We start from the raw sequence: 22130 nt of genomic DNA, 5'->3' as shown, positions 1-22130 counted from the left end.
ACCGGTCGTGCGCCGCGAACGATCCGCGCGATCAGCCACTCTGCGGGCGAATCACCAGCTCGTTGAATCCGGTGCCCGCATCGGGTTCACGGGAGAAACGATGCGCGGGCAACAGCACGAGCAGTATCTCGGCGGTCGTACGCACCACGCAGCCGCTCGCGACGTGCCCGCCCGATACGCGGCCTTGCGCGTCGGAAACCGACATATGCAGGTGCGCACCGTCCGGCGAGACCGAACCGGCCAGCGTCAGGATTTCGAGGTCGCCGCGCAGTTCGGTCGGCGAGTCGACGCCGGCAAAGCGCAACTGCGCGACGTTCAGGCTGCCGATGCCCTGAATCACGAATGCGGCATGTGCGCCCAGCCCGCGCAACGCGTGCTCGATGGCGGCGCGCAGATCGTCGCCGGGGGAAAGACGCAGAGGATGGGCTTGCATGGTCGATCACCTGCTGGTGGAGGCGTGGGTTTCGACAAAGCGTACGTTCGACCAGGCAATCCGGCAAGCCGCCTCGCGCGAAAACGAACAAGGCCCGGACATCGTCCGGGCCTTCGGTATCAGCCGTGGCAGCCGTTGCAGCCGGTCGCGCTTATGCTTCCAGCGCCTCCAGCACCTTGCCCTTCGTCTCGATCCCGACGAAGTGGACAGTCAGCGCCGCGATCAGCGGCACGATGCCGATCAGGTAGAACGCCGGCGCGAGGTTGCCGCCGATGATCGCGTGCGGCACGATCATCGGCGCGGCGAACGATGCGATCTTCAGCCATGCGCTGCCGAGCCCGCAGCCGGACGCGCGGATGCTCGTCGGATACTGCTCCGGCGTATAGACGTACGCCGTGATGAAGCCCGATGCCATCAGCCCCAGCGACAGCGAGCAGAAGATCGCGACGACATACACCGACGATGCGTGATAGACGCCCGCAAGCGCCAGCGACAGCGCGCACAGCACGAACGACCAGACGATCACCGGCTTGCGGCCGAGCTTGTCGACGAGCAGCGCCGACGCGAGCGAACCGAGCACGCCCATCACCGAGCCGATCACCGCGAGATTCAGCGCGAGCTGCAGCGGCGCATGATAGAAGTTCTTGTAGATCGTCGGCAGCCACGTGGACAGACCATACTGGATGAACCCGCAGGTCGCCCACAGCGTCGCCACCGCGAGCGTGCGCTTGCGATACGCGGCGCTGAACAGGTCACTCATCCGGCGCTTCGGGTGCTGGCGCACCATCTCGTCGAACGCGGCCGCTTGCGTCGCCGGCGGCAGCTCGCCGCGCACCGACGCTTCGAACACGCCGACCGCACGCCCCGCTTCCGCGAGCCGCCCGCGCGACGCGAGCCAGCGCGGCGATTCCGGCACAAGGCGCGTGAGCACCAGCGCGAGAATCAGCGGCAGCCCGCCGACGAAGTACATGATTTCCCAGCCGAACCGCGGCACGAGCCACGCGCCGAGCGCCATCGACACCAGCAGGCCGATCGGGAACACGATCTCGTACAGCAGCACGAAGCGGCCGCGGCCGTGCGCACGCGTGATCTCGTTGATGTAGGTCGCGGCGACCGGCAGCTCGCCGCCCAGCCCGAGCCCCTGCAGGATCCGCAGCAGCACGAAGATCTCGAACGTCGGCGCGAAGCCGCACGCGATGCTGGTGACGCCGATCACGGCGGAACTCCACGCGATCGCCTTCACGCGGCCATGCTTCTCCGCGAGCGCGGGAAACAGGAACGCGCCGATCAGCTGGCCGATCGCGCCGGACGCGATCAGCATGCCGATCTGCGTGGGCGACAGCCCCCACTTGTGAATCAGCAGCGGCAGCGTCGCCGCGATCGTGATCACGTCGAAGCCGTCGAAGAACGTCGCGGTGCCGATCAGCACGCGCGCGCGGATCTGCATCGCGTTGGCCGGAAGCCGCTCGAGCCGCGCGATGATCGCGCCGGGCGTGGAGGCGGCAGCTTCCATCGTGGCCCTGCCGGCCACGACGTTGTCGAAAGTGCTCATGCGGGGAGTCTCCTGGATCGTTTCGCCGGTCAGGCAAGCGCTTTGGTCGTGTCCGCCAGGGCTTCCGTATCCACTGCCCGGCCCTGGTTCATCCACTTGCGTGCGAGCTTCAGCTCGCGTGCGTTGTTGATGGCGATGACACCTCTCACATGTCCATCGCCCAAGAAAAACAGCGTCGCGCGGCGCGCGGCGAGATCGCCGCGCACGACGAGCTGCGCATCGGCCGGCAGATCGCCGAGGATCTGCAGGTTCACGTCGTACTGATCGGACCAGAACCACGGAATTTCCGCATACGGCGCACGCACGCCGAGCACGGCCTTCGCGGCCGCGATCGCCTGGTTCTGCGCGTTCGCCCACGATTCGAGCCGCACGCGCCGCTTCAGCCAGCCGTTGTGATGGTTCGCGACGTCGCCGCACGCGAAGATCGCCGGGTCGCTGGTCGCGCCGAATTCGTCGACGACGATGCCGTCGTCGAGCGCCAGCCCCGCGTCGCTCGCGAGCGACGCGTTCAGCGCGAGGCCGATGCCGGCCACCGCGAAATCGGCGTCGATCGTCGTGCCGTCGGCCAGCGTCGCGCGCACCTTCGATGCGTCGTCCGGCTGCGCGTCGAGCGATGCGAGCGCCGCGCCGAGACGCACGTCGACACCGTTCGCGCGATGCAGGTCGAGCAGGAAGTCCGACACGATCTGCGGCACCGAGCGCCCGCACAGACGTGGCGCGCCTTCGACGACGACGGCCTCGACACCGAGCTTGCGCGCGGTCGCCGCGACCTCGAGGCCGATCCAGCCGCCGCCGATCACGAGCACGCGCCGGCTCGCACGCAGCTTCTCGCCGAGCGCGGCCGCTTCGTCGAGCGTGCGCAGGTAGTGCAGGTTCGACGTCTTGACGAGCGCATCGGGCAAGCGGCGCGACGTGCCGCCGGTCGCGATCACGAGGCGGTCGTATTCGATCTCGCGACCGCTTTCGGTCTTCACCACGCGGCGCGCACGGTCGATCGACGCCGCGCGTTCCGGCTGCCATGCCTCGACGTTCAGCGTGTCGAATTCGTCCGGGCGCACGACGCGCACGGTCTCGATGTCGGCTTCGCCGGCCAGCACGGCCTTCGACAGCGGCGGACGCTCGTACGGCAGGTGCGGCTCGTCGGCGATCATCACGAGGCGGCCCGCGAACCCTTCCGCGCGCAGCGTCTTCAGCACCCAGCCGGCGGCCTGGCCGCCGCCGATCACGACGACCGTACCGGGCGCGGGCTGCTCCTGTGTGTTCGCTTCGGTCATGATTTGCGCTCCGTCATGAACTTGCCTTCCGGTGCCTTCGCGTTCTTCTGCCGGCGCGTGTTGCCGTCGAGGCCGCCGTCGACGGCCCATTCGGCGAACACGGTCGGGCCCGGTTCGAATTCGCGCGGCTGCCATTCCGGTGTCAGCACGTCTTCATCCGCGTAATACTCGATCAGCGCGCCGGCCGGATTCTGGAAGTACCAGAAGTACGCGGACGACACCGGGTGACGCCCCGGGCCGAGCTGCGTTTCCCAGCCGCAGCGATCGATGTGCATGCCGCCGCCGAACACTTCATGGATGTCGCGCACGGTGAACGCGACGTGGTTCAGGCCGCGCTTGCCATTCGGCAGCGCGAGCAGGAACAGGTCGTGGTGACCGCCGTGCGGCGCGCAGCGCATGAACGCGCCGCGGCCCGGATAGCGGTCCGACGTCTCGAAGCCGAGCAGCTCGTGATAGAACTTTTCCTGCGCGTCGAGGCAGTCCGTGAAGAACACGACATGCCCGACCTCGACCGGCTCGGCGCGCGCATAGATCGGGCTCGGCTGGTCGACGCGCGCCGTCTGGCCCCACACGTTCGACGGCGAGCCGGTGATGTCGAGCGCGCGCTTGCGCGTCACCTCGATACGGATCGCCATCCCGTTCGGATCGATGCAGCCCACCGCATCGTCCTGTGCGTAATAGCCGGGCTGGCCGGCCAGCTTCGTGCGCAGCGCGTCGAGTTCCTGCCGCGTCGCGACGCCCCACGTGACTTCACGCAGCGTCGGCCCCGCTTCGAACGCGGGCGGCAGCGACGGATCGTCGGCCTTCACGACCAGCACGGTGCAGCCGTTCATCGTCTCGAAACGTGCGCGCGTGTCGTCGTGCGCGACTTCCTTCAGCCCCCAGTCGGCGAAAAAGCGCCGGCACGTCGCGAGGTCGTCGACACCGTACGTGATCTGCTCGATACCCAAGATGCTCATTGCGTCATTCCCCTTCGCTCAGTTCGCCCACGGCAGCGGCGCGTCGTTCAAGCCCCAGTAGAGGCTCTTCTGCTGCATGTACTCGCGGATCCCGAGACGTCCCTTCTCGCGGCCCATCCCGCTCTCCTTCCAGCCCGAGAACGGCGTGGAGATCGAGAACAGCTTGTACGTGTTGATCCACACGGTGCCCGTCTCGAGCGCACGCGCGATGCGCCAGGCGCGCTTGTAGTCGCGCGTCCAGATGCCGGCGGCGAGGCCGAACACGCTGTCGTTCGCCTGCGCGATCAGCGACGCTTCGTCGTCGAACGGCATCGCGACGAGCACCGGCCCGAAGATTTCTTCCTGGCAGATGCGGGCGCTGTTCGGCAAGCCTTCGAGAATCGTCGGCTGGTAGAAGAAGCCGTCCTCGCGCCCGTCGCCCGACGGCCGCTCGCCGCCGCACAGCAGGCGCCCGCCTTCCTCCAGCCCGAGCGCGACGTAGCGCTCCACCGATTCGCGATGCTTCGCGCTGATCAGCGGGCCCATCTGCGTGTCGGGCCGCGTCGGGTCGCCCACGCGCAGCTTGCGTGCGCCGGCGACCAGCCGCTGCATGAATTCGTCGTACACCGCGCGCTGCACGAACAGCCGCGAACCCGCGATGCAGGCCTCGCCCGACGAGCTGAAGATGCCGTACAGCACGCCGTTGACCGCATGATCGAGATCCGCGTCGTCGCACACGATCGTCGGCGACTTGCCGCCGAGTTCCAGCGACACGGGCATCAGCTTTTCCGCCGCGATGCGCGCGATGCCGCGGCCCACTTCGGTGCCGCCGGTAAATGACACCTTCTTCACGAGCGGATGACGGACCAGCACGTCGCCGATCACCGAGCCCTTGCCCGGCAGCACGCTCAGCACGCCCTTCGGCACGCCGGCCTCCTCGCAGATGCGAGCCAGCGCGAGCGACACGAGCGGCGTGACTTCGGCCGGCTTGAGCACCACCGCGTTGCCGCCGGCGAGCGCCGGGGCCAGCTTCTGCGCATCAGACGCGATCGGCGAGTTCCACGGGGTGATCGCCGCGATCACGCCGATCGGCTCGTGCACGCTCATCGTCAGGTAGTCGCCGCGTGACGGCGTCAGTTCTTCGTCGAGCGTCTCGAGGCATGCCGCGAAATAGCGGAACGTATTGGCCGCGCTCGCGACCAGCACGCGCGTCTCGCCGATCGGCTTGCCGTTGTCGCGGCGCTGCAGGTTCGCGAGCGCCTCGTGACGCTGCATGATCAGGTCGGCGATCCGGTACAGCACCAGCGCGCGCTGGTGCGGCTTGAGTCCGGCCCAGTCGGCGCGACGCCATGCGGCGTCGGCGGCCACGACGGCGTCGGCCGCGTCTTGCGCGTTCGCCGTCGATACTTCCAGGTTCGGCGACTGGTCGGCCGGATAGATGCTCGTGTAAGGCGCACCGCGGCCGCGCCGCCACTCGCCGCCGATCAGGATGTCGCCGTTGGGTACGAGGCTCGTATCGAATGGAGTCATGTCACAAGTCCCACAAATCTGTCTCTGCCAGCCGCCCGCGCCGTGGCGCAGGCGGCCGTTCTATGGCCCGAATGGCCCGAATGACCGGAATGGCCGCGTCGTCCGCTCAGATCACGCAGCGGGCCGCGCGGTTGCGCAGCGCGCGGATCGCGCAGTACGCGGTCAACGCGGACGTCTTCGGGTTGTCGGGCAACGGCTTGCCGCTCATTTCGAGCGACATCTCGCCGAATGCGCCGCGTGCGGTGATGCGGTGCACGTTGCGCGTGACGGCCGGATCGGCGATCAGGCGCACGCGCGTCGCGTCGAGGCCGAGGCCCGCGAGCGCGACGGTTGCCGCGACGTTCGCGTTCTTCGGATACAGCCGCGCGGCGTCGCGTGCGGTGCCTTCGAAGATGACCTTCTCTTCGGTCATCGCACGCAGGTCGCACGATTCCTCGGCGGGTGTGCCGAGCCAGCCGAGCGGCGGCTTGCGGCCGACGTACAGCACCTCGTCGAGGCCGCCCTGCTTCGCCGACGCCAGCGCATCGATCCCGCCGATCGCGCCGGACAACAGCGTCAGCGTCGCGTCGCCTTCGTCGGCGGCCCGCGACAGCACGTCGAGCAGCGCGAGATCGGACAACGCGCCGATCGACGCGACCGCGCAGTCGGTGCCGGCCTTCAGCAGCGGCACGACGTGATCGACGAGCGCGCTGTGACCCGCGCATTCGAGCGCGAACTCGGGACGGCGGGCCAGCGCGTGGACCGACGACACGACCTCAACCGCACCGCCAAGCTCACGCTGCACCGCGTCGCGCTGGTGCTCCGGCACGATCACGTGCGCGACGCGCAACGATGCATCGTGCTCAACCGCGTGATACACGGCCGCACCGATCGCGCCGAAGCCGATCATCGCGACGTCGACGGGCGCATGCCCGTGTGCGTGTCCGTTACGCATATTGCCGCTCCGACGGCTCTTCCTTCTTCACCGGCGGGCCCGCGAAGTTCGATGCGAACGCGCCGACCGACAGCATGTCGACCTCGACCATCACCGGGCCTTCCTTCGCGATCCCTTCGCGCACGATCGCTTCGGCCTGGTCGAGCGACGTGATCCGGTAGTGCGTGAGGCCGAAGCTCGCGCAGAACTGCGCGAAATCGGGCTGGTGCAGCTGCACGAAGCAGCGACGGCCGCCGTACTGCGCGTCCTGGATGTTGCGGATCACGCCGTAGCACTGGTCGTTCATCAGCACGATCATCACGTTCGCGTTTTCCTGCACGGCCGTCACGAGCTCGCCGACGTTGACCATCAGGCCGCCGTCGCCGACCAGGCAGACCGTCTTCGCGGCCGAGCCGGCCAGCGCCGCGCCGATGCCCATCTGGATGCCCTGGCCGATGCCGCCGCCGAGCGCATGCACGCCCGCGCGCGGTTCGAAGATCTTCAGCAGGCGGTTGCCCCACGTGCTGTTCGAGATCGTCACGTCGCGCACCCAGTTGTAGTCGCGGCCGACCGCCCCTTGCAGCGTGTCGACGAGCTTCTTGTAGGGCCCAAGGCCTTCCGCCACGCTGGCGACGGCCTGCTCGCGCGCCGCCGCGAGATCGAGCGCGAATTGCGGATCGACGGACAGGCGGCCTTCGAGGCGATCGGCCAGCTCGGCCAGCACGCGCTTCGAGTCGCCATGCACGAACAGCTCGTTGCGATAGCCGCGGTTGTCGGCAAGCGCATCGGCGTCGACGCGGAACAGCGGCTGCGGGAGCGCGAGCTTGTACTTCAGCGTCTCGTTGCCGCGCAGGCGCGAACCGACCACGACGAGCGCGTCGCAGGTCTTGTAGAACGCCTCGACGGACGCATGCACGTTGAACGCACCGAGCGTCGCCGGATGATCTTCCGGCAGCACGCCGCGGCCCTGCACGCTCGTCACGACGCCAAAGCCGAGCTTCACCAGCCGTTCGACTTCCGCCCGCGCATGGCGCGCACCGCCGCCGAGCCACAGCAGCGGACGGCGCTTGGCCGCCAGCGCGTCGGCGAGCTTCGCGACGCGTGCGTCGTCGTGCTCGCGCACCGCGACGTGCGCCGGCGCGAGGTCTTCCGGCCATTCGATTTCGGCGGCCTGGATGTCGATCGGAATCTCGACCGACACGGGGCCCGTCGGCGCGGTCTGCGCGATACGCACCGCTTCGCGGATCGTCGGCAGCACGGTTTCGACGGTGCGCACGCGGAACGCGGCCTTCGAGATCGCGTCGAGCATCGTGAGCTGGTCCGGCGCTTCGTGGATGTAGGCCAGGTCCTGGTCGAGGTACGGCGTCTCGATCTGCCCCGTGATGTGCAGCAGCGCGGTGCCTGCCGTCAACGCCTCGACCATCGCGCCGGCCGCGTTGCCCGCCGCCGTGCCGGTGCTCGTGAACGCGACGCCGAGGCCGCCCGACACGCGGGCCAGGCCGTCGGCCATGTTCACCGCGCCCGCTTCACCGCGCGCGCCGACATACCGGATGTTGCCGCGCGAGTTGATCGCGTCGAGGATCGGCATGTTGTGGATCGAGATGACACCGAATGCGGTTTTGACGTCGCACTGCTCGAGAAAGGCGGCAATCAGCTCGCCAACCGTGGTTTTTTTAGACATGGCGTGCAAAGCCTCCAGAAACGTCGATATGGCTGCCCGTCGTGTAGGACGACAGATGCGTTGCGAGATAAAAAAGTGCCCAGGCTGCCTCGTCGGGCTTGCCGAAGCGGTTCAGCGGAATGTTCTTCTTGCGGGCGAGCGTGCCCGTCCAGTCTTCCCAGCTTTCGCCGGCCTGCGCCTGCGCTTCGTAGCGGCGGCGCCACTGACCCGACTCGACAATGCCGATCAGGATCGAGTTCACGCGGATGCGCTGCGGCGCCAGTTCGGTCGCGAGCGACTTCACGAGGCTCAGCACGCCCGCACGCGCCGACGACGTCGCGACCATGTGCGGCTCCGGCTGCAGCGCGAGCAGCGAGTTCACGCAGGTGATCGTCGGCGCCTGCGCGTCGCGCAGCAGCGGCAGGAACGCGCGCGTCGGGCGGATGATGCTGAAGTACTTCAGTTCGAGCTCTTCGCGCCATGCGTCGTCGGTCGTGTCGGCGAAGGTCGACACGCGGCCCTGGCCCGCGTTGTTGACCAGCATGTCGGCGCGGCCGAAGCGCTCGGACACGGCCTGCGCGAACGCGGCCACGTCGGCTTCGTCGAGCACGTTGCAACGCACGGCGAGCAGTTGCGCGCCCGGGTATTTCTCGCCGAGCATCGCTTCGGCGCGCGCGAGGCGTTCGCCGTCGCGGCCGCAAATCGCGACCGACGCGCCGGCCTGCAGGAACCGTTCGGCGGTCGCGAGGCCGATGCCGGACGAACCGCCCGTCACCACCGCCACCTGCCCGGTCAGATCGATCTCAATCATCGGAGTCCTAAAGCCTTCAGAAACGTGTGCTCGTCATCCGAGCGGTAATTGAGCCGCCGCGACAATTCCGCCGCCGCGCGCTGCACCTTGTCGAACAGGCCATCGGCGATCAATGCCGCGTCGATTTCCGGCCGCGGCACCGTCACCGTGATGCACGCGACGATCTTCTGCGTGTCGTTGCGCACCGGCGCCGTGACCACCGAGATACCGCGCTCGAACGACGAATTGCTGATGCCGTAGCCGCGCAGCGCATCCTCGCGGATCACTTCGTACAGCGCGTCGACCGTTTCCGGCGTCGCGCTCGTCATCCGGCTCAGCGTGCCTTCCGGATACAGCGCCCGCAGCTCCTTCAGCGACAGGTCGCCCATCAGCACGTGGCCGTGGGTCGTCGCATGCGCGGGCAGCCGCGTGCCGACGTTCACGCGAATCGCGCTGAACACCGGCGACTGGCACTGTGCCTTCGCGACGAACACCACGTCGCGGCCATCGCGGATCACGATGTGCGTCGTGAAGCCGGTCGCGTCGCGCAGGCTCTCGATCACCGGCAGGCCGAGATCGGTCAACTCGAGCGAGCTCAGGTATTCGAAGCCGAGCCGCAGCACGGCGATGCCCAGCTTGTAGTTGCGATCCTTGTCCGCACGCTCGAGAAAGCCGAGCGATTCGAGCGTCTGCAGCAGACGGAACACCGTCGTGCGCGGAATGCCGAGGCGCTTGGACAGCTCCGGCGCGCCGAGCACCGGCTCGCGCGGCGAGAATTCGGCGAGGATCCGCAGGCCGCGTTCGAGGCCCGGCACCACGTAGCCGGCGTCGGCCTTGGTGCTCTCGGATTCTGGTTGTTGCAGCGGTTCGCTCATGCCATACCTCGCTGCGTGTCGCACTGACGACAGAACGTGTCGATGAGCGACGAATAGACGGCCGGCGCTTCCACGTAGCCGGCATGACCGGCCTGCGGAATCACCTGCAGCTCGACCTGCGCGGCCGCGGCGATCCGCTCGCACGCGGCGGGCGGCGTGATCGCGTCGTTCGCGCCGACGGCCACGGCCGTGCGGCCGCGAAAGCCGGCGAGATCAGTCGCGAGATCGGCATTCGCGAGCAGATGCGTGGCCTGCGCATAGCCGGCCGGCGCGATGCGCGCCATGTTCCAGCGCACCCACGCACGCGCATCCTCGCTCGCAAAACCCGACAGCATGTTGCCGCTGCGCTGCTCGGCGAGCCCGGCCGGACCGAGTTCCTCGAGCATCGCGAGGCGCGCGTCACGGCGCGTGTCGCGCGTTTCGGCGGGCGCGCGGCCGTAGCCGCCCGCGGGCGAGATCAGCAGCAGGCCGGCGATCCGCGCGGGCTTCATGCGGGACAAGCCGCCCGCGATGATCGCGCCGAGCGAATGCCCGACCAGCACGCAGCGTTCGATGCCGAGTGCCTCGAGCCACGCGTTCAGCGACGCCGCGTAATCGGCGGCGGTCGGCGATGCGCCGTGCACGGGGGTCGACACGCCGTAGCCGGGCGCATCCCACGCAAGCACGCGTCGCGACGCGCCGAGCGTGTCGAGCTGGCACACCCACGATGCGGCGCCCGAGCCGATCCCGTGCAGCAGCACGACGGGCAGCGCGTGGCCCGCATGCTGCGCGCCGGCCTCGCGATAACCGATCGTGCCCGCCGCGCCGGCCGCGCAGCGCTGTTCGGGAAACTGCCCGAGCAGCGCGGCGAATGCCGCGGTGCGGTCGCGTTCACGTTTGTCGATGACACTCATTGCTTGGCTCCGCCCCGTCTCAGCGCTTGATCTTCGCGAGCGGCGAATCCGGCGGATAGGTCGGCGTGATGGGCTTCGCCGAACCGAGCATCACACACATCAGCGCGTCTTCCTCGCCGATGTTGATTTCCGTGCGATACACGCCCGGCGGCACCGAGATCAGGTCGCGCTCGCCGAGGATCGCTTCCCAGGTCTCGCCGTCGCGCTCGCAGATCACCTTCATCTTGCCGCGCAGCACGAAGAAGATTTCCTCGACGTCGGTGTGGATGTGGCTCGGGCCGATGTTGCCGGCCGGGATGACCATCGTCGAAAACGTGAAGTTGCCGGCCGGCACCGTGTTGACGTCCTTTGCGACGCCCGTGCCGCCCGTACCGACGTAGCGCATCTGCGCACGGCGGTACTTCGGGTCGTAGTCGGCCTGGAACTTCAGCGCGTCCCAGTCGTAGCGCCGCGTCGCGTAGCGCGCGACGCGCCCTTCCATCCAGTCGCCGAAGCTTGCGTCATCCGGCTGGTCCCACGACTTGCGTTCGAGATCTGCATCCGCCATCGTCCTCTCCTTCATTCCGAGTGAAAACTTCAATTCAATTCAAATCAATTCATTACGAAGCCGCCGTTCACCGGCAGCAGCTGACCCGTCACGAAGCGCGCGCCGTCCGACAGCAGGAACAGCACGGGGCCCGTCACGTCGTCGGGCATCTGCGCGCGCGTCAGCGCGCGGCCCTGCATGTAGAACGCATGCCGTTCGGCCGGCACGTAGGCCGTCGCCTCGACTTCGGTGAGCCCCGGCGCGATCGCGTTGACCGTCACGCCGTGCGCGCCGAACTCGCGTGCCTGCGCATGCGTCATCGCGATCACGGCGCCTTTGCTGGCGACGTACGCGAGCAGCTTCGGCGCGCCCCACAGCGCGGTGTCCGACGCAAGGTTCACGATCGCGCCGCGGCCCGAGCGCGCGAGGTGCGGCAGCGCCGCATTGCTGACGAGCCACACGCCGCGCACGTTGACGTTCATCACGGCATCCCAGGTCGGCACGTCGAGTTCCGTCGACAGCCTGCCGCCCGAGTTCGTGATCGCCGCGTTGTTGATCAGCGCGTCGATGCCGCCGAGCGCCGCCGCGCCCTGCGCGACGAATGCGTCGACGCTCGCCGGATCGGCCAGGTCGAGCGCGAAGAAATGCGCGGTGTGGCCGGCTTGCGCGAGCTGCGCGGCCAGCGCGCGGCCCTCTTCGGCGAGCACGTCGCCGAACGCGACCTGCGCGCCCGCCGCGACCAGCGCCTTCACGAACGCCGCGCCGAGACCGCGGGCGCCGCCGGTGACGAGCACGCGGCGCCCCGGCAGCGACACGACCGGAGCGAACTCAGCCATTCGCGGGCTCCGCCGCGGCGTGCGCCGCACGGTGCGCGTCGAGCGCGGACAGGTGTTCCTGCGCGCGCTGGCGCAGCATCCGGCGCACGCGCGTGATGCCGACGTCGTGCTGGTACAGGTATTCGTGATCGCGTGCATGCGGCGCGAGGCTTTCGAGGACGTAGCGATCCTGCTCGAGCACGTCCCAGTGCAGGCCCTCGAGGCGGTTGCGGTACATGAAGCGCCACACGTCGCGCTGCCAGCCGCTGACCTTGCGGGTGCGCCAGAAGTAGACCTGGCAGTTGTCGCCGTCGACCGGCGTCGCGAAGCCGATGATCCCGAAGTTGCCGCCCGGGCCGAACTTCTGCTTGTACGGAATCGCGAGGCGCATCCACAGGCAGCCGGTTTCGCCGAGCTCGACCCAGTCGAAGTTCACGTCGCGCTGGCCGACCTTCTCGAACATCAGGCCCGTTTCCGTCTTGCGCACGCGCATGTCGGCCTGCTTGTCGCCTTCGGCCATCGAGTGCGACGTCGCGTGCAGGTACGCGCCGTGCATCGGGTCCATTACGTTGTCGATCGCGTACTGGTAATTGCACTTCCAGTTCGACACGCACAGGAAGTGGCCGTACTCGGCGTCGACCAGTTCTTCCGGCAGGTTCAGGGGCGCCGGCTCGCCGTGCGCTTCGTCGCCGAACCACAGGAAGATCGCGCCGGCCTTCTCCTCGACCGGATACGACTTCACGCACTTCATCCCTTCGAGCGGACAGTTCGACACGGCCGGCACGCGGTTGACCGTGCCGCCGCCGTCGATTTCGACGCCGTGATACCAGCAGGCAATGTTGCCGCCGAGGTTCCAGCCGAGCGACAGGCGCGCGCCGCGGTGCGGGCAGCGATCCTCCAGCGCGTGGACCTTGCCCTCGTGATCACGCCACAGCACGATCTGCTCGGACAGGCGCGTGAGGCCGACGGGCGCGTTCGACACCTGCCAGCTCGGGGCGACGGGATACCAGTAGTTCTTGATGCCGCGGTCGAGGTAGGCGCGGACCGGGTCGTGTTGGACTTCGTGTTGTGCGGGGGACGTCATCAGTGTGCTCCGGATGCGGTTGTCGTCGGGTCGGCGGTCACGCGGCTCGCGCGCTCATTCCGCCAGCGAGGCCATTTCGGCGCGGAAGCGCTCAGGTGTCCATGCCGTGCCGTCCGGCGCACGGAAGCCGATGCGGTTCAGGCCCGCGACGACATCGTCCAGCTCGGTCGCGCCGCTCTCGAACACGCGTTCGAGCGCATCGCCGAGATCGTTCTCGTACTGGGTCGGCGCGGCCTTGCGGTTCTGCCAGACCTGGTTCTCGACCTGGCCGGGGATCTCGATCTGCCCCTTGCCGGCGACGTTGTTCGGCTGCGGCGCCACCCACGGCTTCAGGAAGGGATTGAAGTTGACGGTCGCTTCTTTCATGTCATTCCACCTTGATCTGGATTTCCTCGCCGGCCAGGCGCACCGCGTACTGCTTCAGCGCGCGCCCGCCCGGGCCCTTCAGGCATTCGCCCGTCTTGATGTCGAACACGGCCTCGTGCAGCGGGCATTCGACCGTGCCCTCGTCGACGAAGCCCTGCGTCAGCAGCGCATAGGCATGCGGGCACACGTTCTCGAGCGCATACACCTCGTCACCGACGCGGTAGATCCCGATTTCGACGCCGTCGGTCCGCTTGAACTCGATCGGCGCGTCTTCCGACAGCGCGCCGGCGTGCCCGGCGCAAATCCATTGTTCAGACATCTCAAACCTTCCTTCTGATCGACTCTCGGTTCGCTCCGGAATTGTTCCATATCCGGAACAGCAGTTTATGGATGGTGATTATAGGAGCGACTTTCCGCGAGCAAAACAAAAAGCTGCATGTCCTAGGGAAAACACTGACCGTTGAGTCGGCGATCTCCGCCGCAACGTGCGTCAAATGTAATTTTGTGTTTGTTGGCGGGTATTTAAGTCCGTTTTTCTGGATTCTCGAACCCGTGTTGCGGATCACCCTCATCTCCATCCGGCCCGATAAATTTATTTTTGATATGGCGCACGACACCTCTATACTCCATTCCATCAGAGGCACGTTGTTCCTTATATGGAACATAAAGAATGCCCGCCCAGGTGGCAGAAACGCGCGACGGCCGGCCGTCCCCGCGCCCGCCGCCACGGCATGTTTTCCGTCAGGTTTGGAGAGTCAGGAGATCAAATGGTCAAGCAAGCGGTAGCAGCAGCAGTCATCGGAATGAGCGCCGTCTCCGGCGCGTGGGCGCAGAGCAGCGTGGTGCTGTACGGCAGCATGGATGCCGGCGTCGCGTACGTGAACAACGTCGGCGGCCATGCGAAGTGGGCAATGATCCAGGGCAACACGCAGCCCGACCGGTGGGGCCTGAAAGGCAAGGAAGACCTCGGCGGCGGCCTGTCGGCGATCTTCCAGCTGGAAAACGGCTTCTATACGAACAACGGTCAGTTCGCGACCGCGAACACGATCTGGAATCGCGCGGCGTTCGTCGGGCTCAGCTCGGAGCGCTTCGGCACGCTGACGCTCGGCCGCCAGACGCCGCTGACGTTCGACTATCTCGATCCGCTCAGCACCGCGTATCTCGCGATGAGCTGGTATGCGTTCCATCCCGGCAACATCGACGGGCTCGCCGCGACCGGCAACGTGCCGTACAACAACGCGGTCAAGTACCGTTCGCCGAGCTTCGGCGGCTTCTCGGCCGCGGCGACGATGGCGCTCGGCAACACGACGAACTTCTCGACCGGCAAGTCGGTCGGCGTCGCGCTGAACTATGCGAACGGGCCGTTCAAGGCGTCAGCCGTCTACTCGAACGAGCACGACCGCTCGATCCTGATCAGCCAGACGGGAATCACGTCGTTCCAGGGACAGAACACCGCGAACGGCTATCTGGCGAACAAGGTCGAGAACATCGGCGCGGGCGCGTCGTACCAGATCGGCGACTTCCTCGTGCACGGCCTCTACACGCGCGTGAAGATGCAATCGAACGGGTTTTCCGACACGTTCCAGAGCTACGACGCGGGCGTGAACTATCGCAGCAGCGCGTTCAACACGATTGCCGGCGGTGCGGCGACGACGACGCTGGCCGGCCGCCGCTGGACGCAGGTCGAGCTCGGCGACATCTATTCGCTGTCCAAGCGCACGCAGCTCTATGCAAACGTGCTGTTCGAGCACGGCTCGGGCGGTGCGAAGGCCGCGTTCTTCACGGCCGGCACGTCGAGCACCGCGAACCAGGTGGTCGTGCTGACCGGCATTCATCACTCGTTCTGAGCGGCGACGGGCGCACGCGCCCGATGACGAAAACGAAAAGAGCAGCCCTTGGGCTGCTCTTTTTTTGCTGGCAAAGCCGCGTGACGCGGCCGGCTCGACGGGTCAGAACATCGCGACCCGGTGGCGCGCGTGCGCGAACGTCGGGTCGCTTTCGAGCGGCCGGTAGTTCAGGCGCTGCGACAGGTCGACCGCCGCGCCGCATACCGCTTCGACGAGGCGCTCCTTCTCGCCGGCCTCGCCGATTTCCGAGCGCGGCACCGTCGCCGTGATGGCCGAGACGATCGCGCCCGAATGGTCGCGCACGGGCGCGGTCACCGCCGAGATGCCGCTCTCGAACGCGGCCTCGCTGACCGCGTAACCGAGCCGCGCGTAATGACGCACGCGCTCATACAATTCGTCGACGGAGCCCGGCGTGCGCTCGGTGAACTGCTCGAGCCGCTTTTCCGGATACAGCTGACGCAGCGCGTCGCGCGTGAGGTCGCCCATCAGCACGTGGCCGTGCACGGTCGCATGCGCGGGCAGCCGCGTGCCGACGTGCACCTTCACCGAACCGAACATCGACGTGTTGCTCTGGGCCTTCGCGACGAACACGACATCCCGCTGGTCGCGGATCAGCAGGTGCGTCGACAGGCCCGTCGCGTCGCGCAGCCGTTCGAGCACGGGCGCGCCGAGGTCGGTCAGTTCCAGCGAATTCAGGTATTCGAAGCCGAGCCGCATCACGCCGACACCGAGCCGAAAATAGCGGTCGCCGTTCACGCGTTCGAGAAAGCCGAGCGCTTCGAGCGTCTGCAGCAGACGGAAGGTGGTCGTGCGCGGGATGCCGATGCGCTTGGACAGCTCGGGCGCGCCGAGCACCGGCTCGCGCGCGGAGAATTCGGCGAGGATCCGCAGCCCGCGTTCGAGGCCTGGAACCAGATACGACGACGCGCCGCCGGACGCTTCGTCGTCGCCCGCGCCCGGCTTCGACGCGTCGTGGTCGACGTCGTCGCTGGCTGTCGCGCGCGGCGCGCTTGCCGGCTTCGCCGGCGATTTCGGTGCACCGCTCATCGTTGGATTGACCCTGTGCACATGGACGGAATGGAAGCGTTCACGAAAGACCCGCAATGCTTGATTATGGATTTTCGACCGGACCGGATCAACACGATCCGGCGCAGGCGGCCGACGGCCCGGTGCGCCCGACCGGACAGCCGGACTGTCATATAGCCTGATGCGATCGAAAGAATAACAGTGATAGACAGGACTGCCCACCGGAACGTCGTCGGGTGCGGCGGCGACAGGCGATCGATTCGATGACGCGCGGGATGGGCAGGCGCTCGTCACCCGCCGCACAGGATCCCGACCTGCAGCGTCGCGGCGCGTGTCGCATGCGGCTGCAGCGGTTCGAGTTGCGGCGCGTCGGTTTCTTCATACGGAATGCCGTTTGCGTGCAGGAAGGTCTTGACGGCGTCGACCGGCACCGCGATCACGTAACGCGCGGCATCGGCGCGCGTCGCGATCGCGCGCGGGTCGCCGGCCGATACGTCGGCGCGGTCCGTAACGATGCCGATCACGCGGCCCGCTTGATCGAGCACCGCCGCGCCGCTTGCGCCGTGCGTCGCCGGCAACAGCAGCGTGAGGTCGTCGGCGCGCGCCGCACCGGGCCGCGTCATTCCGTTGAAAACCGCCGTCGCGCGGTCGGGCATCCGGCGCAGCGCGTCATAGCCGGCCGCGAAGACGAGTTGCGCGCCGCCGCCCGGCGGCGTATGCGCGAACGCGGCGGCGAGCAACGGCCGCAGCGCGCTGCCGACGACCGCGAGATCGTGGTCGGTGCCGAGCACCTTGATCCGCGCTCGTGCGACGCGCGCGTCCTTGATCACGAACAGGCTCCGGCATTTGGCGACGACGTGCCTTGCGGTCAGTACATCGCCGGCGTCGTTGATGAAGATGCCGGTAGCGTTCACGTCGAGGGTGGTGGCGTCGAGGTGTATGGGCGCCGTTGTCGGCACTGGCACTGGCACTGGCACTGGCACTGGCACGGGCACGGGCACGGGCACGGGCACGGGTGCTGGTGCTGGTGCTGGTGCTGGTGCTGGTGCTGGTGCTGGTGCTGGTGCTGGTGCTGGTGCTGGTGCTGGTATCGGTGCCGGTATCGGCACGGGCGCGGGCGGTAATGCCGGTGCCGGTGCGGATAAGGACGTGGGTGTGGATGCCGCGAGCAGCGCGGCCGGTTCAGCACCGGCGGCCGGCGGCAACGGCGATCCGGCAGCCAACGCGAGCGCTACCGCCATGCGCACGACGCCCGGCATGCCGACCTGCCGCGCCCAAACGGCGACGCCCGCCCATGTCACGTTACGTCCGCGCGACACCTGCCGCACTATCGCCATTCGTCGACACGTTGAACCGCCGCCTCCGCACCGTCACGGCGCGTGCGTCGCCAACGCCGGCGCCGGCGCGGGCGCATCGGCCGCCGCTTCCGGATTCGGCGTCAGCCGCAAGCGCACCCGCAGCGGCTGCAGCATGTCCGGCGGCGGCGCTTCGGCGAGCGGACTCGCGGTCAGCAACTGCCGCAGCGTCGCATCCGCGTCGGCCGAGCCGAGCGACGCGAACTCGATCCGCGTCACCGCGCCGTTCGCCCCGATCCACGCGCGCACGACGATCGCCGGCGGCGGCGCATCGGCGCTCGCGTTCAGCACGCGCGCTTCCAGATACCGATGCAGCCGGTCGGCCGCGTCGCCGTCCGCTTCGAGCCACGCCTGGAACTGACGACCGACGAGCTGGGCGTAGCTGATCCACGGCTGCGGCACGTCGGTCGTCTGTGCGGCGACCGGCACGCACGCGGCCAGCACGCATGCGTAAAGGCATGCGCGCAGCCATCCGGATATCGTCCCTTCCCGCCTTCGCGTCATCGCGCCTCCCGTTTCCCGTGTTTTGCTCGCGTGCCGGAACGGCGCGCTCCTGCCGTATCGCGTTGCATCGCCCCGGCCCGCTCATCCGATCTCGATCGGCACATACAGCCGCGTGCCGCCGCGTTGCACGAGCAGCGCGACGTTGCCGTGCGCGGCGTCGATCTCGGCCATCAGCGCGCCGAGGTTCGCGACCGGCGTGCCGTTGACCGACAGCACGATGTCGCCGGGCTGCAGTCCCGCGCGCGCCGCCTGGCCGCTCGCCTGTTCGACGACGAGCGCCTGGTTCACGCCCAGCCGCTGCCGTTCCTGCTCGTTCGCCGCGCGCAGCGCGAGCCCGAACCGCGCAGGCCCCGCCACGCCGCCGGTCGCGGCCGAACCGCTGTCGAATGCGCCGACCGTCGCGCCGACATGCATCGCCCGCCCCGCGCGCCACACCAGCAGGTCAACCTGCCGCCCCGCGCGCATGCCCGCGATCGTGCCGAGCAGGTCCACCGATTCAGCGACCGGCTTGCCGTCTACCGCGAGCACGACGTCGCCCGCCTGCAGCCCCGCCTGCGCGGCCGGACCATCGGGCTCGACCATCGTGATCAGCGCGCCGTCGGGATTCGCGAGGCCGAACGAGCGCGCGAGCGCCTGGCTCACCTCCTGCACGGCCACGCCGAGCCGGCCGCGCGTGACCTTGCCGGTGCGCAGCAACTGGTCCTTCACGTCGAGCGCGATGTCGATCGGAATCGCGAACGCGAGCCCCTGATAACCGCCCGTCTTCGAGAAGATCATCGAGTTGATGGCGATCACGCGGCCGTCGAGATCGAACAGCGGGCCGCCCGAATTGCCGGGATTGATCGGCACGTCGGTCTGGATGAACGGGATCGCGCGCTCGCCGGGCAACGAGCGCGACTTCGCGCTGACGATGCCTTGCGTGACCGTGTTCGCGAACCCGTACGGCGAACCGATCGCCATCACCCAGTCGCCAACCTCGGCGCGTGCGGGGTCGCCTGTCGCGACGACCGGCAGGTTGCGCGCCTCGATGCGGATCACCGCGACGTCGGACACCGGATCGCTGCCGATCACGCGGCCCTTGAACTGGCGCTTGTCGGTCAGCTTCACGTCGACGGCGGCCGCGTCGCCGACCACGTGCCGGTTCGTCAGGATCACGCCGTCCGCGCTGACGATGAAGCCCGAGCCGAGGCTCACCTCCTCGCGGTTGCCGATCACGCGCCGCGCGAGAAACGGCGCGAGCGGATGATCGGGCGCAATGCCGGGCGGCAGCTGGATGCCCATTTGCGTGACTTCGCGCGTGACGCTGATGTTGACGACGGCCGGGCCCACGCGCCGCACGAGCGCCGCGAAATTCGGTAGTGCGACGGTGGCGGAGGCGGGACGGTCCGCGGCCGGTGCGGCGCGCTCGGCGACCGCTGTCGCCGTTGCCGCCGTCGCCGTCATCGCCATGCAGATGCATGCGAAGGCGAGCCTGCCGAACATGATTCGCCGCAACCCTGCCAGGCCCATGTTGATGCGCGCGCTCATGTCGCCGCTCCCCGTCGGGTTCCGATGCCGCGCGCCATCATGGCTTCGGCGGCACCGCGACCGGCGCATTCGGCCGCTGCGGCGTCACCGAGCGGCCCCAGTTCGCGCCGAAACGGTTCTGCTCGGTCGACAGGTTGAACGTGCCGAGGCGGTTCGACGGCTGCTTCGACAGCCGCTCCGAATCCGTCTGCGATGCGCCGCCGGGTTGCGCTTCGGCCGTCGGCTTCAGTTGCTGGCTCAAGCAGTCATACGACAGCGCGCGCTTGCCGTCGACTTCCGCGTCGACGCATACCGGCTTCGCGGCCGAACCGGGCTCGGCCGTGGCCGCGCGACCGCCCTGTGCATGCGCGCCGGCCACCTGCAGCACGCAGGCGATCGTCACCGCAACCTCAAGTCGCCTCTTCATCCGGCCTCCGTTCGATCATGGCCAACTGTCCTTCGTGCACGCGTTCGCTCATGCACCCGCGCCGTGCGCCCGCGGCCGCGCCAGAAAACGCTCGAACGCGGTGCGTTCGGCCGCTTCGACGGCGGGGTCGCGCGTGTCGGCGCCCTGCGCCCATGCATCGCGCATCCCTTCGACCGGCTGCCACGCATGCACGTGCGCGCCGGTCGGATACGGCGTGACGACCGGCTCCCGATAGTCGACGCGAAAGAGCCGCGGCGCGGCGCTGCCGGCCGTCCACAGGTCGCCGACGTCGCGCACGCTCGCATCGAACCAGAACCGCACCCAGCGCACCGTCGGCGCGAGCGCGGCAACCCCGGCAACCCCGGTGAACGTGGCGACCGGCCCATCGGCGGCCGGTGCATCCGGCACGCGCAGGAAGCCGGCCAGCACGAGCAGGACGGCCGCCAGATCGTCGTCGCGCAGCGTCCGGTACGACCAGAGATCCGCGACGTCCATGCATGCGATCACCGCGACGAAGCGTTCGATCGTCAGCGCGGGCCACGCGCGCCGCATCGACGCGTAGTGACGCGCCCAGTGCGCCACGAACCGCTCGCGATGGCGCGCCGCGACCTGCACGTCGTGCGAGCCGCGGATCGTGAGCTCGTCCGGCTGGTACTGCCGCGTCGTCAGCACGCACTGCGCGGAGCAGCGCGCGCTGCGGTGTCGCGCATGGCCGCCCGCGCCGGGCAGCGGCTCGAGCGCGCCGAAACAGAGCGGGCAATGGGACGGCCATGCGCCGGGCGGCCCCGGCCACGGATTCGCCTTCGGCAGGCGCGGACGATCGGGCGCGGCGGCCGCGCGCCGCCGCCCCGGCAGGCGCGCATCGGGTGCCACGACACGCGGCGTCGAACGGACAGGTGCCATGAGCGCCTACCGCGCAGCCGCGAGCGCTTTCTTCAGCGCGTCTTCGTTGATCGGCGCGTTCGCGGCCAGCTTCGCGAGATACGCTTGCGCGTTCTGCTGCGTACGCTGCGTGCGCAGCATCGTGCGCACCTGCTCCTTCACGTCGGCAAGCGGGCGCGGTGCGGCCGCGCGCACCTCGAGCAGCTTCACGACATGGAAACCCGACGGCGTGCGGACCGGCCCGGACACCTGGCCCGGCTTCAGCGCATCGGCGGCCTGCCGCACGGCCGGCAGCATCAACGAATCCGGCACGAAGCCGAGATCGCCGCCGTTTGCCGCGCTCGCCTTGTCCTGCGAATTCGCCTTCGCGAGCGCCGCGAAATCGCCGCTGCGCGCGCGGTTCGCAAGATCGGCCGCCTGCTTGCGCGCGGCGTCGAGCGTCGCCGTGTCCGCATTCGGCGGTACCGCGATGTAGATCTGCGCGACGTGCAGCGCGCGCGGCGCGGTGAATGCCGCACGATTGCGCTCGTAGGCGGACTGGATCTCGGCGTCCGACGGATAGTCGGCCGGTGGCGCACTCACCGACGCGAGATAGCTGCGCACGACGATCTCGCGCCGCGCCTGCTCGACCGCCGTCTGCACCTGCGGCTCCTGGTCCCAGCCCTTCGATTTCGCCTCGGCGAGCACCGCCTTCTGCGCGAGCGTCGAGCGCACGACCTGGTCCAGCACTGCCGGATCGGCCGCGAGCCGCTCGCGCCCTTCGGGGCTCACCGCCTTCAGCAGGCTCGCGATATCGGCCTGCGTGACCGACGCCTGCGCGGCATTCGCGATCACGTCGTCCTGCGCGTGCGCGACGAGCGGCGCGGCCAGCATCAGGCCGGCGGCCATCATGGCCAGGGTCTTCATCTTTCTCATCATGGTTCGACTGCCCTCT

General features: G+C 68.5%; 23 protein-coding genes. 1 reads left to right on the top strand and 22 read right to left on the bottom strand.

Features of this window, described 5'->3' with window-relative positions; genetic code table 11:
* Positions 1-31 precede the first annotated feature (31 nt).
* The 15 genes from ACVK00_RS10090 to ACVK00_RS10020 all read right to left on the bottom strand — a co-directional run bounded on the left by ACVK00_RS10090 (position 32) and on the right by ACVK00_RS10020 (position 13968).
* Positions 32-433 (bottom strand): PPC domain-containing DNA-binding protein, encoded by a 402-nt coding sequence (locus tag ACVK00_RS10090; protein WP_166723285.1) that lies wholly within the window; start codon positions 431-433, stop codon positions 32-34.
* A gap of 151 nt (positions 434-584) precedes the next feature.
* A complete protein-coding gene (locus tag ACVK00_RS10085) occupies positions 585-1985 on the bottom strand; it encodes an MFS transporter (RefSeq protein ID WP_166723284.1) in 1401 nt (466 codons plus the stop codon).
* A 29-nt stretch (positions 1986-2014) separates the two neighbouring features.
* Positions 2015-3259 carry an NAD(P)/FAD-dependent oxidoreductase gene (locus ACVK00_RS10080; protein WP_284891340.1) on the bottom strand — a complete coding sequence of 415 codons (1245 nt, stop codon included), beginning with the start codon at positions 3257-3259 and terminating at the stop codon, positions 2015-2017.
* The gene (locus tag ACVK00_RS10075; protein ID WP_284891341.1) at positions 3256-4218 is read right to left on the bottom strand and encodes a VOC family protein; all 963 of its coding nucleotides are present in this window, start codon (positions 4216-4218) and stop codon (positions 3256-3258) included. Before ACVK00_RS10075 ends, ACVK00_RS10080 begins: the two co-directional genes overlap by 4 nt.
* 18 nt (positions 4219-4236) lie before the next feature.
* Complete coding sequence (locus ACVK00_RS10070; RefSeq protein WP_284891343.1) at positions 4237-5727, bottom strand: aldehyde dehydrogenase; 1491 nt, start codon at positions 5725-5727, stop codon at positions 4237-4239.
* A 106-nt stretch (positions 5728-5833) separates the two neighbouring features.
* A complete protein-coding gene (locus ACVK00_RS10065; RefSeq protein WP_284891344.1) occupies positions 5834-6661 on the bottom strand; it encodes an aspartate dehydrogenase in 828 nt (275 codons plus the stop codon).
* Positions 6654-8321, bottom strand: a complete 1668-nt coding sequence (locus ACVK00_RS10060) for a thiamine pyrophosphate-binding protein (protein ID WP_166723280.1) — start codon at positions 8319-8321, stop codon at positions 6654-6656. The genes ACVK00_RS10065 and ACVK00_RS10060 overlap by 8 nt, the downstream gene beginning before the upstream one ends.
* On the bottom strand, positions 8314-9111 hold the full coding sequence (locus ACVK00_RS10055; RefSeq protein WP_284891346.1) for an SDR family oxidoreductase: 798 nt from the start codon (positions 9109-9111) through the stop codon (positions 8314-8316). Before ACVK00_RS10055 ends, ACVK00_RS10060 begins: the two co-directional genes overlap by 8 nt.
* A complete protein-coding gene (locus ACVK00_RS10050; protein ID WP_284891348.1) occupies positions 9108-9965 on the bottom strand; it encodes an IclR family transcriptional regulator in 858 nt (285 codons plus the stop codon). Before ACVK00_RS10050 ends, ACVK00_RS10055 begins: the two co-directional genes overlap by 4 nt.
* On the bottom strand, positions 9962-10858 hold the full coding sequence (locus ACVK00_RS10045; protein ID WP_284891349.1) for an alpha/beta fold hydrolase: 897 nt from the start codon (positions 10856-10858) through the stop codon (positions 9962-9964). The genes ACVK00_RS10050 and ACVK00_RS10045 overlap by 4 nt, the downstream gene beginning before the upstream one ends.
* A 19-nt stretch (positions 10859-10877) precedes the next feature.
* The gene (locus ACVK00_RS10040) at positions 10878-11405 is read right to left on the bottom strand and encodes a cupin domain-containing protein (RefSeq protein ID WP_006751280.1); all 528 of its coding nucleotides are present in this window, start codon (positions 11403-11405) and stop codon (positions 10878-10880) included.
* A gap of 44 nt (positions 11406-11449) precedes the next feature.
* On the bottom strand, positions 11450-12220 hold the full coding sequence (locus tag ACVK00_RS10035) for an SDR family oxidoreductase (protein ID WP_284891350.1): 771 nt from the start codon (positions 12218-12220) through the stop codon (positions 11450-11452).
* Positions 12213-13283: an aromatic ring-hydroxylating dioxygenase subunit alpha gene (locus ACVK00_RS10030; protein WP_011659097.1), complete on the bottom strand. Its 1071-nt coding sequence runs from the start codon at positions 13281-13283 to the stop codon at positions 12213-12215. Before ACVK00_RS10030 ends, ACVK00_RS10035 begins: the two co-directional genes overlap by 8 nt.
* 54 nt (positions 13284-13337) lie before the next feature.
* Positions 13338-13649, bottom strand: coding sequence for a recombinase-like helix-turn-helix domain-containing protein (locus ACVK00_RS10025; RefSeq protein ID WP_006758061.1), 312 nt, complete (start codon positions 13647-13649; stop codon positions 13338-13340).
* A 1-nt stretch (position 13650) separates the two neighbouring features.
* On the bottom strand, positions 13651-13968 hold the full coding sequence (locus ACVK00_RS10020; RefSeq protein ID WP_006751284.1) for a non-heme iron oxygenase ferredoxin subunit: 318 nt from the start codon (positions 13966-13968) through the stop codon (positions 13651-13653).
* 448 nt (positions 13969-14416) lie between these two features.
* Between ACVK00_RS10020 and ACVK00_RS10015 the strand changes: the two genes are divergently transcribed.
* The gene (locus ACVK00_RS10015; protein ID WP_228907977.1) at positions 14417-15496 is read left to right on the top strand and encodes a porin; all 1080 of its coding nucleotides are present in this window, start codon (positions 14417-14419) and stop codon (positions 15494-15496) included.
* Positions 15497-15598: 102 nt separating this feature from the next.
* Here the strand turns inward: ACVK00_RS10015 and ACVK00_RS10010 are convergent, their stop codons facing one another.
* From ACVK00_RS10010 to ACVK00_RS09980, 7 genes are all read right to left on the bottom strand, one after another.
* Positions 15599-16543, bottom strand: a complete 945-nt coding sequence (locus ACVK00_RS10010) for an IclR family transcriptional regulator (protein WP_228907978.1) — start codon at positions 16541-16543, stop codon at positions 15599-15601.
* Positions 16544-16812: 269 nt separating this feature from the next.
* Positions 16813-17436 (bottom strand): S1 family peptidase, encoded by a 624-nt coding sequence (locus ACVK00_RS10005; RefSeq protein ID WP_284891351.1) that lies wholly within the window; start codon positions 17434-17436, stop codon positions 16813-16815.
* Positions 17437-17892: 456 nt separating this feature from the next.
* Positions 17893-18381, bottom strand: a complete 489-nt coding sequence (locus tag ACVK00_RS10000) for a YbaB/EbfC family DNA-binding protein (RefSeq protein WP_284891352.1) — start codon at positions 18379-18381, stop codon at positions 17893-17895.
* A gap of 81 nt (positions 18382-18462) precedes the next feature.
* A complete protein-coding gene (locus ACVK00_RS09995) occupies positions 18463-19908 on the bottom strand; it encodes a Do family serine endopeptidase (RefSeq protein WP_435521272.1) in 1446 nt (481 codons plus the stop codon).
* A 37-nt stretch (positions 19909-19945) separates the two neighbouring features.
* Positions 19946-20314, bottom strand: coding sequence for a hypothetical protein (locus ACVK00_RS09990; protein WP_228907981.1), 369 nt, complete (start codon positions 20312-20314; stop codon positions 19946-19948).
* Positions 20315-20362: 48 nt separating this feature from the next.
* Positions 20363-21217 carry a hypothetical protein gene (locus tag ACVK00_RS09985; protein WP_284891353.1) on the bottom strand — a complete coding sequence of 285 codons (855 nt, stop codon included), beginning with the start codon at positions 21215-21217 and terminating at the stop codon, positions 20363-20365.
* 6 nt (positions 21218-21223) lie between these two features.
* Positions 21224-22114, bottom strand: a complete 891-nt coding sequence (locus ACVK00_RS09980) for a peptidylprolyl isomerase (RefSeq protein WP_284891354.1) — start codon at positions 22112-22114, stop codon at positions 21224-21226.
* Positions 22115-22130: the final 16 nt, after the last annotated feature.

This window comes from Burkholderia sp. PvR073 (assembly GCF_054055695.1).
This window is presented reverse-complemented; position numbering and strand designations above follow the sequence as displayed.

Excerpts from the sequence above, each read along its gene's own strand:
- ACVK00_RS10030 (WP_011659097.1), bottom strand. The coding sequence starts at position 13,283 with ATGACGTCCCCCGCACAACACGAAGTCCAACACGACCCGGTCCGCGCC.
- ACVK00_RS10075 (WP_284891341.1), bottom strand. The coding sequence starts at position 4,218 with ATGAGCATCTTGGGTATCGAGCAGATCACGTACGGTGTCGACGACCTC.
- ACVK00_RS10020 (WP_006751284.1), bottom strand. The coding sequence starts at position 13,968 with ATGTCTGAACAATGGATTTGCGCCGGGCACGCCGGCGCGCTGTCGGAA.
- ACVK00_RS09990 (WP_228907981.1), bottom strand. The coding sequence starts at position 20,314 with ATGAAGAGGCGACTTGAGGTTGCGGTGACGATCGCCTGCGTGCTGCAG.
- ACVK00_RS10010 (WP_228907978.1), bottom strand. The coding sequence starts at position 16,543 with ATGAGCGGTGCACCGAAATCGCCGGCGAAGCCGGCAAGCGCGCCGCGC.
- ACVK00_RS10080 (WP_284891340.1), bottom strand. The coding sequence starts at position 3,259 with ATGACCGAAGCGAACACACAGGAGCAGCCCGCGCCCGGTACGGTCGTC.
- ACVK00_RS10015 (WP_228907977.1), top strand. The coding sequence starts at position 14,417 with ATGGTCAAGCAAGCGGTAGCAGCAGCAGTCATCGGAATGAGCGCCGTC.
- ACVK00_RS10025 (WP_006758061.1), bottom strand. The coding sequence starts at position 13,649 with ATGAAAGAAGCGACCGTCAACTTCAATCCCTTCCTGAAGCCGTGGGTG.
- ACVK00_RS10055 (WP_284891346.1), bottom strand. The coding sequence starts at position 9,111 with ATGATTGAGATCGATCTGACCGGGCAGGTGGCGGTGGTGACGGGCGGT.
- ACVK00_RS10090 (WP_166723285.1), bottom strand. The coding sequence starts at position 433 with ATGCAAGCCCATCCTCTGCGTCTTTCCCCCGGCGACGATCTGCGCGCC.
- ACVK00_RS10070 (WP_284891343.1), bottom strand. The coding sequence starts at position 5,727 with ATGACTCCATTCGATACGAGCCTCGTACCCAACGGCGACATCCTGATC.
- ACVK00_RS10000 (WP_284891352.1), bottom strand. The coding sequence starts at position 18,381 with ATGACGCGAAGGCGGGAAGGGACGATATCCGGATGGCTGCGCGCATGC.
- ACVK00_RS09980 (WP_284891354.1), bottom strand. The coding sequence starts at position 22,114 with ATGATGAGAAAGATGAAGACCCTGGCCATGATGGCCGCCGGCCTGATG.
- ACVK00_RS10065 (WP_284891344.1), bottom strand. The coding sequence starts at position 6,661 with ATGCGTAACGGACACGCACACGGGCATGCGCCCGTCGACGTCGCGATG.
- ACVK00_RS10035 (WP_284891350.1), bottom strand. The coding sequence starts at position 12,220 with ATGGCTGAGTTCGCTCCGGTCGTGTCGCTGCCGGGGCGCCGCGTGCTC.
- ACVK00_RS09995 (WP_435521272.1), bottom strand. The coding sequence starts at position 19,908 with ATGAGCGCGCGCATCAACATGGGCCTGGCAGGGTTGCGGCGAATCATG.
- ACVK00_RS10085 (WP_166723284.1), bottom strand. The coding sequence starts at position 1,985 with ATGAGCACTTTCGACAACGTCGTGGCCGGCAGGGCCACGATGGAAGCT.
- ACVK00_RS10045 (WP_284891349.1), bottom strand. The coding sequence starts at position 10,858 with ATGAGTGTCATCGACAAACGTGAACGCGACCGCACCGCGGCATTCGCC.
- ACVK00_RS10040 (WP_006751280.1), bottom strand. The coding sequence starts at position 11,405 with ATGGCGGATGCAGATCTCGAACGCAAGTCGTGGGACCAGCCGGATGAC.
- ACVK00_RS10050 (WP_284891348.1), bottom strand. The coding sequence starts at position 9,965 with ATGAGCGAACCGCTGCAACAACCAGAATCCGAGAGCACCAAGGCCGAC.
- ACVK00_RS09985 (WP_284891353.1), bottom strand. The coding sequence starts at position 21,217 with ATGGCACCTGTCCGTTCGACGCCGCGTGTCGTGGCACCCGATGCGCGC.
- ACVK00_RS10060 (WP_166723280.1), bottom strand. The coding sequence starts at position 8,321 with ATGTCTAAAAAAACCACGGTTGGCGAGCTGATTGCCGCCTTTCTCGAG.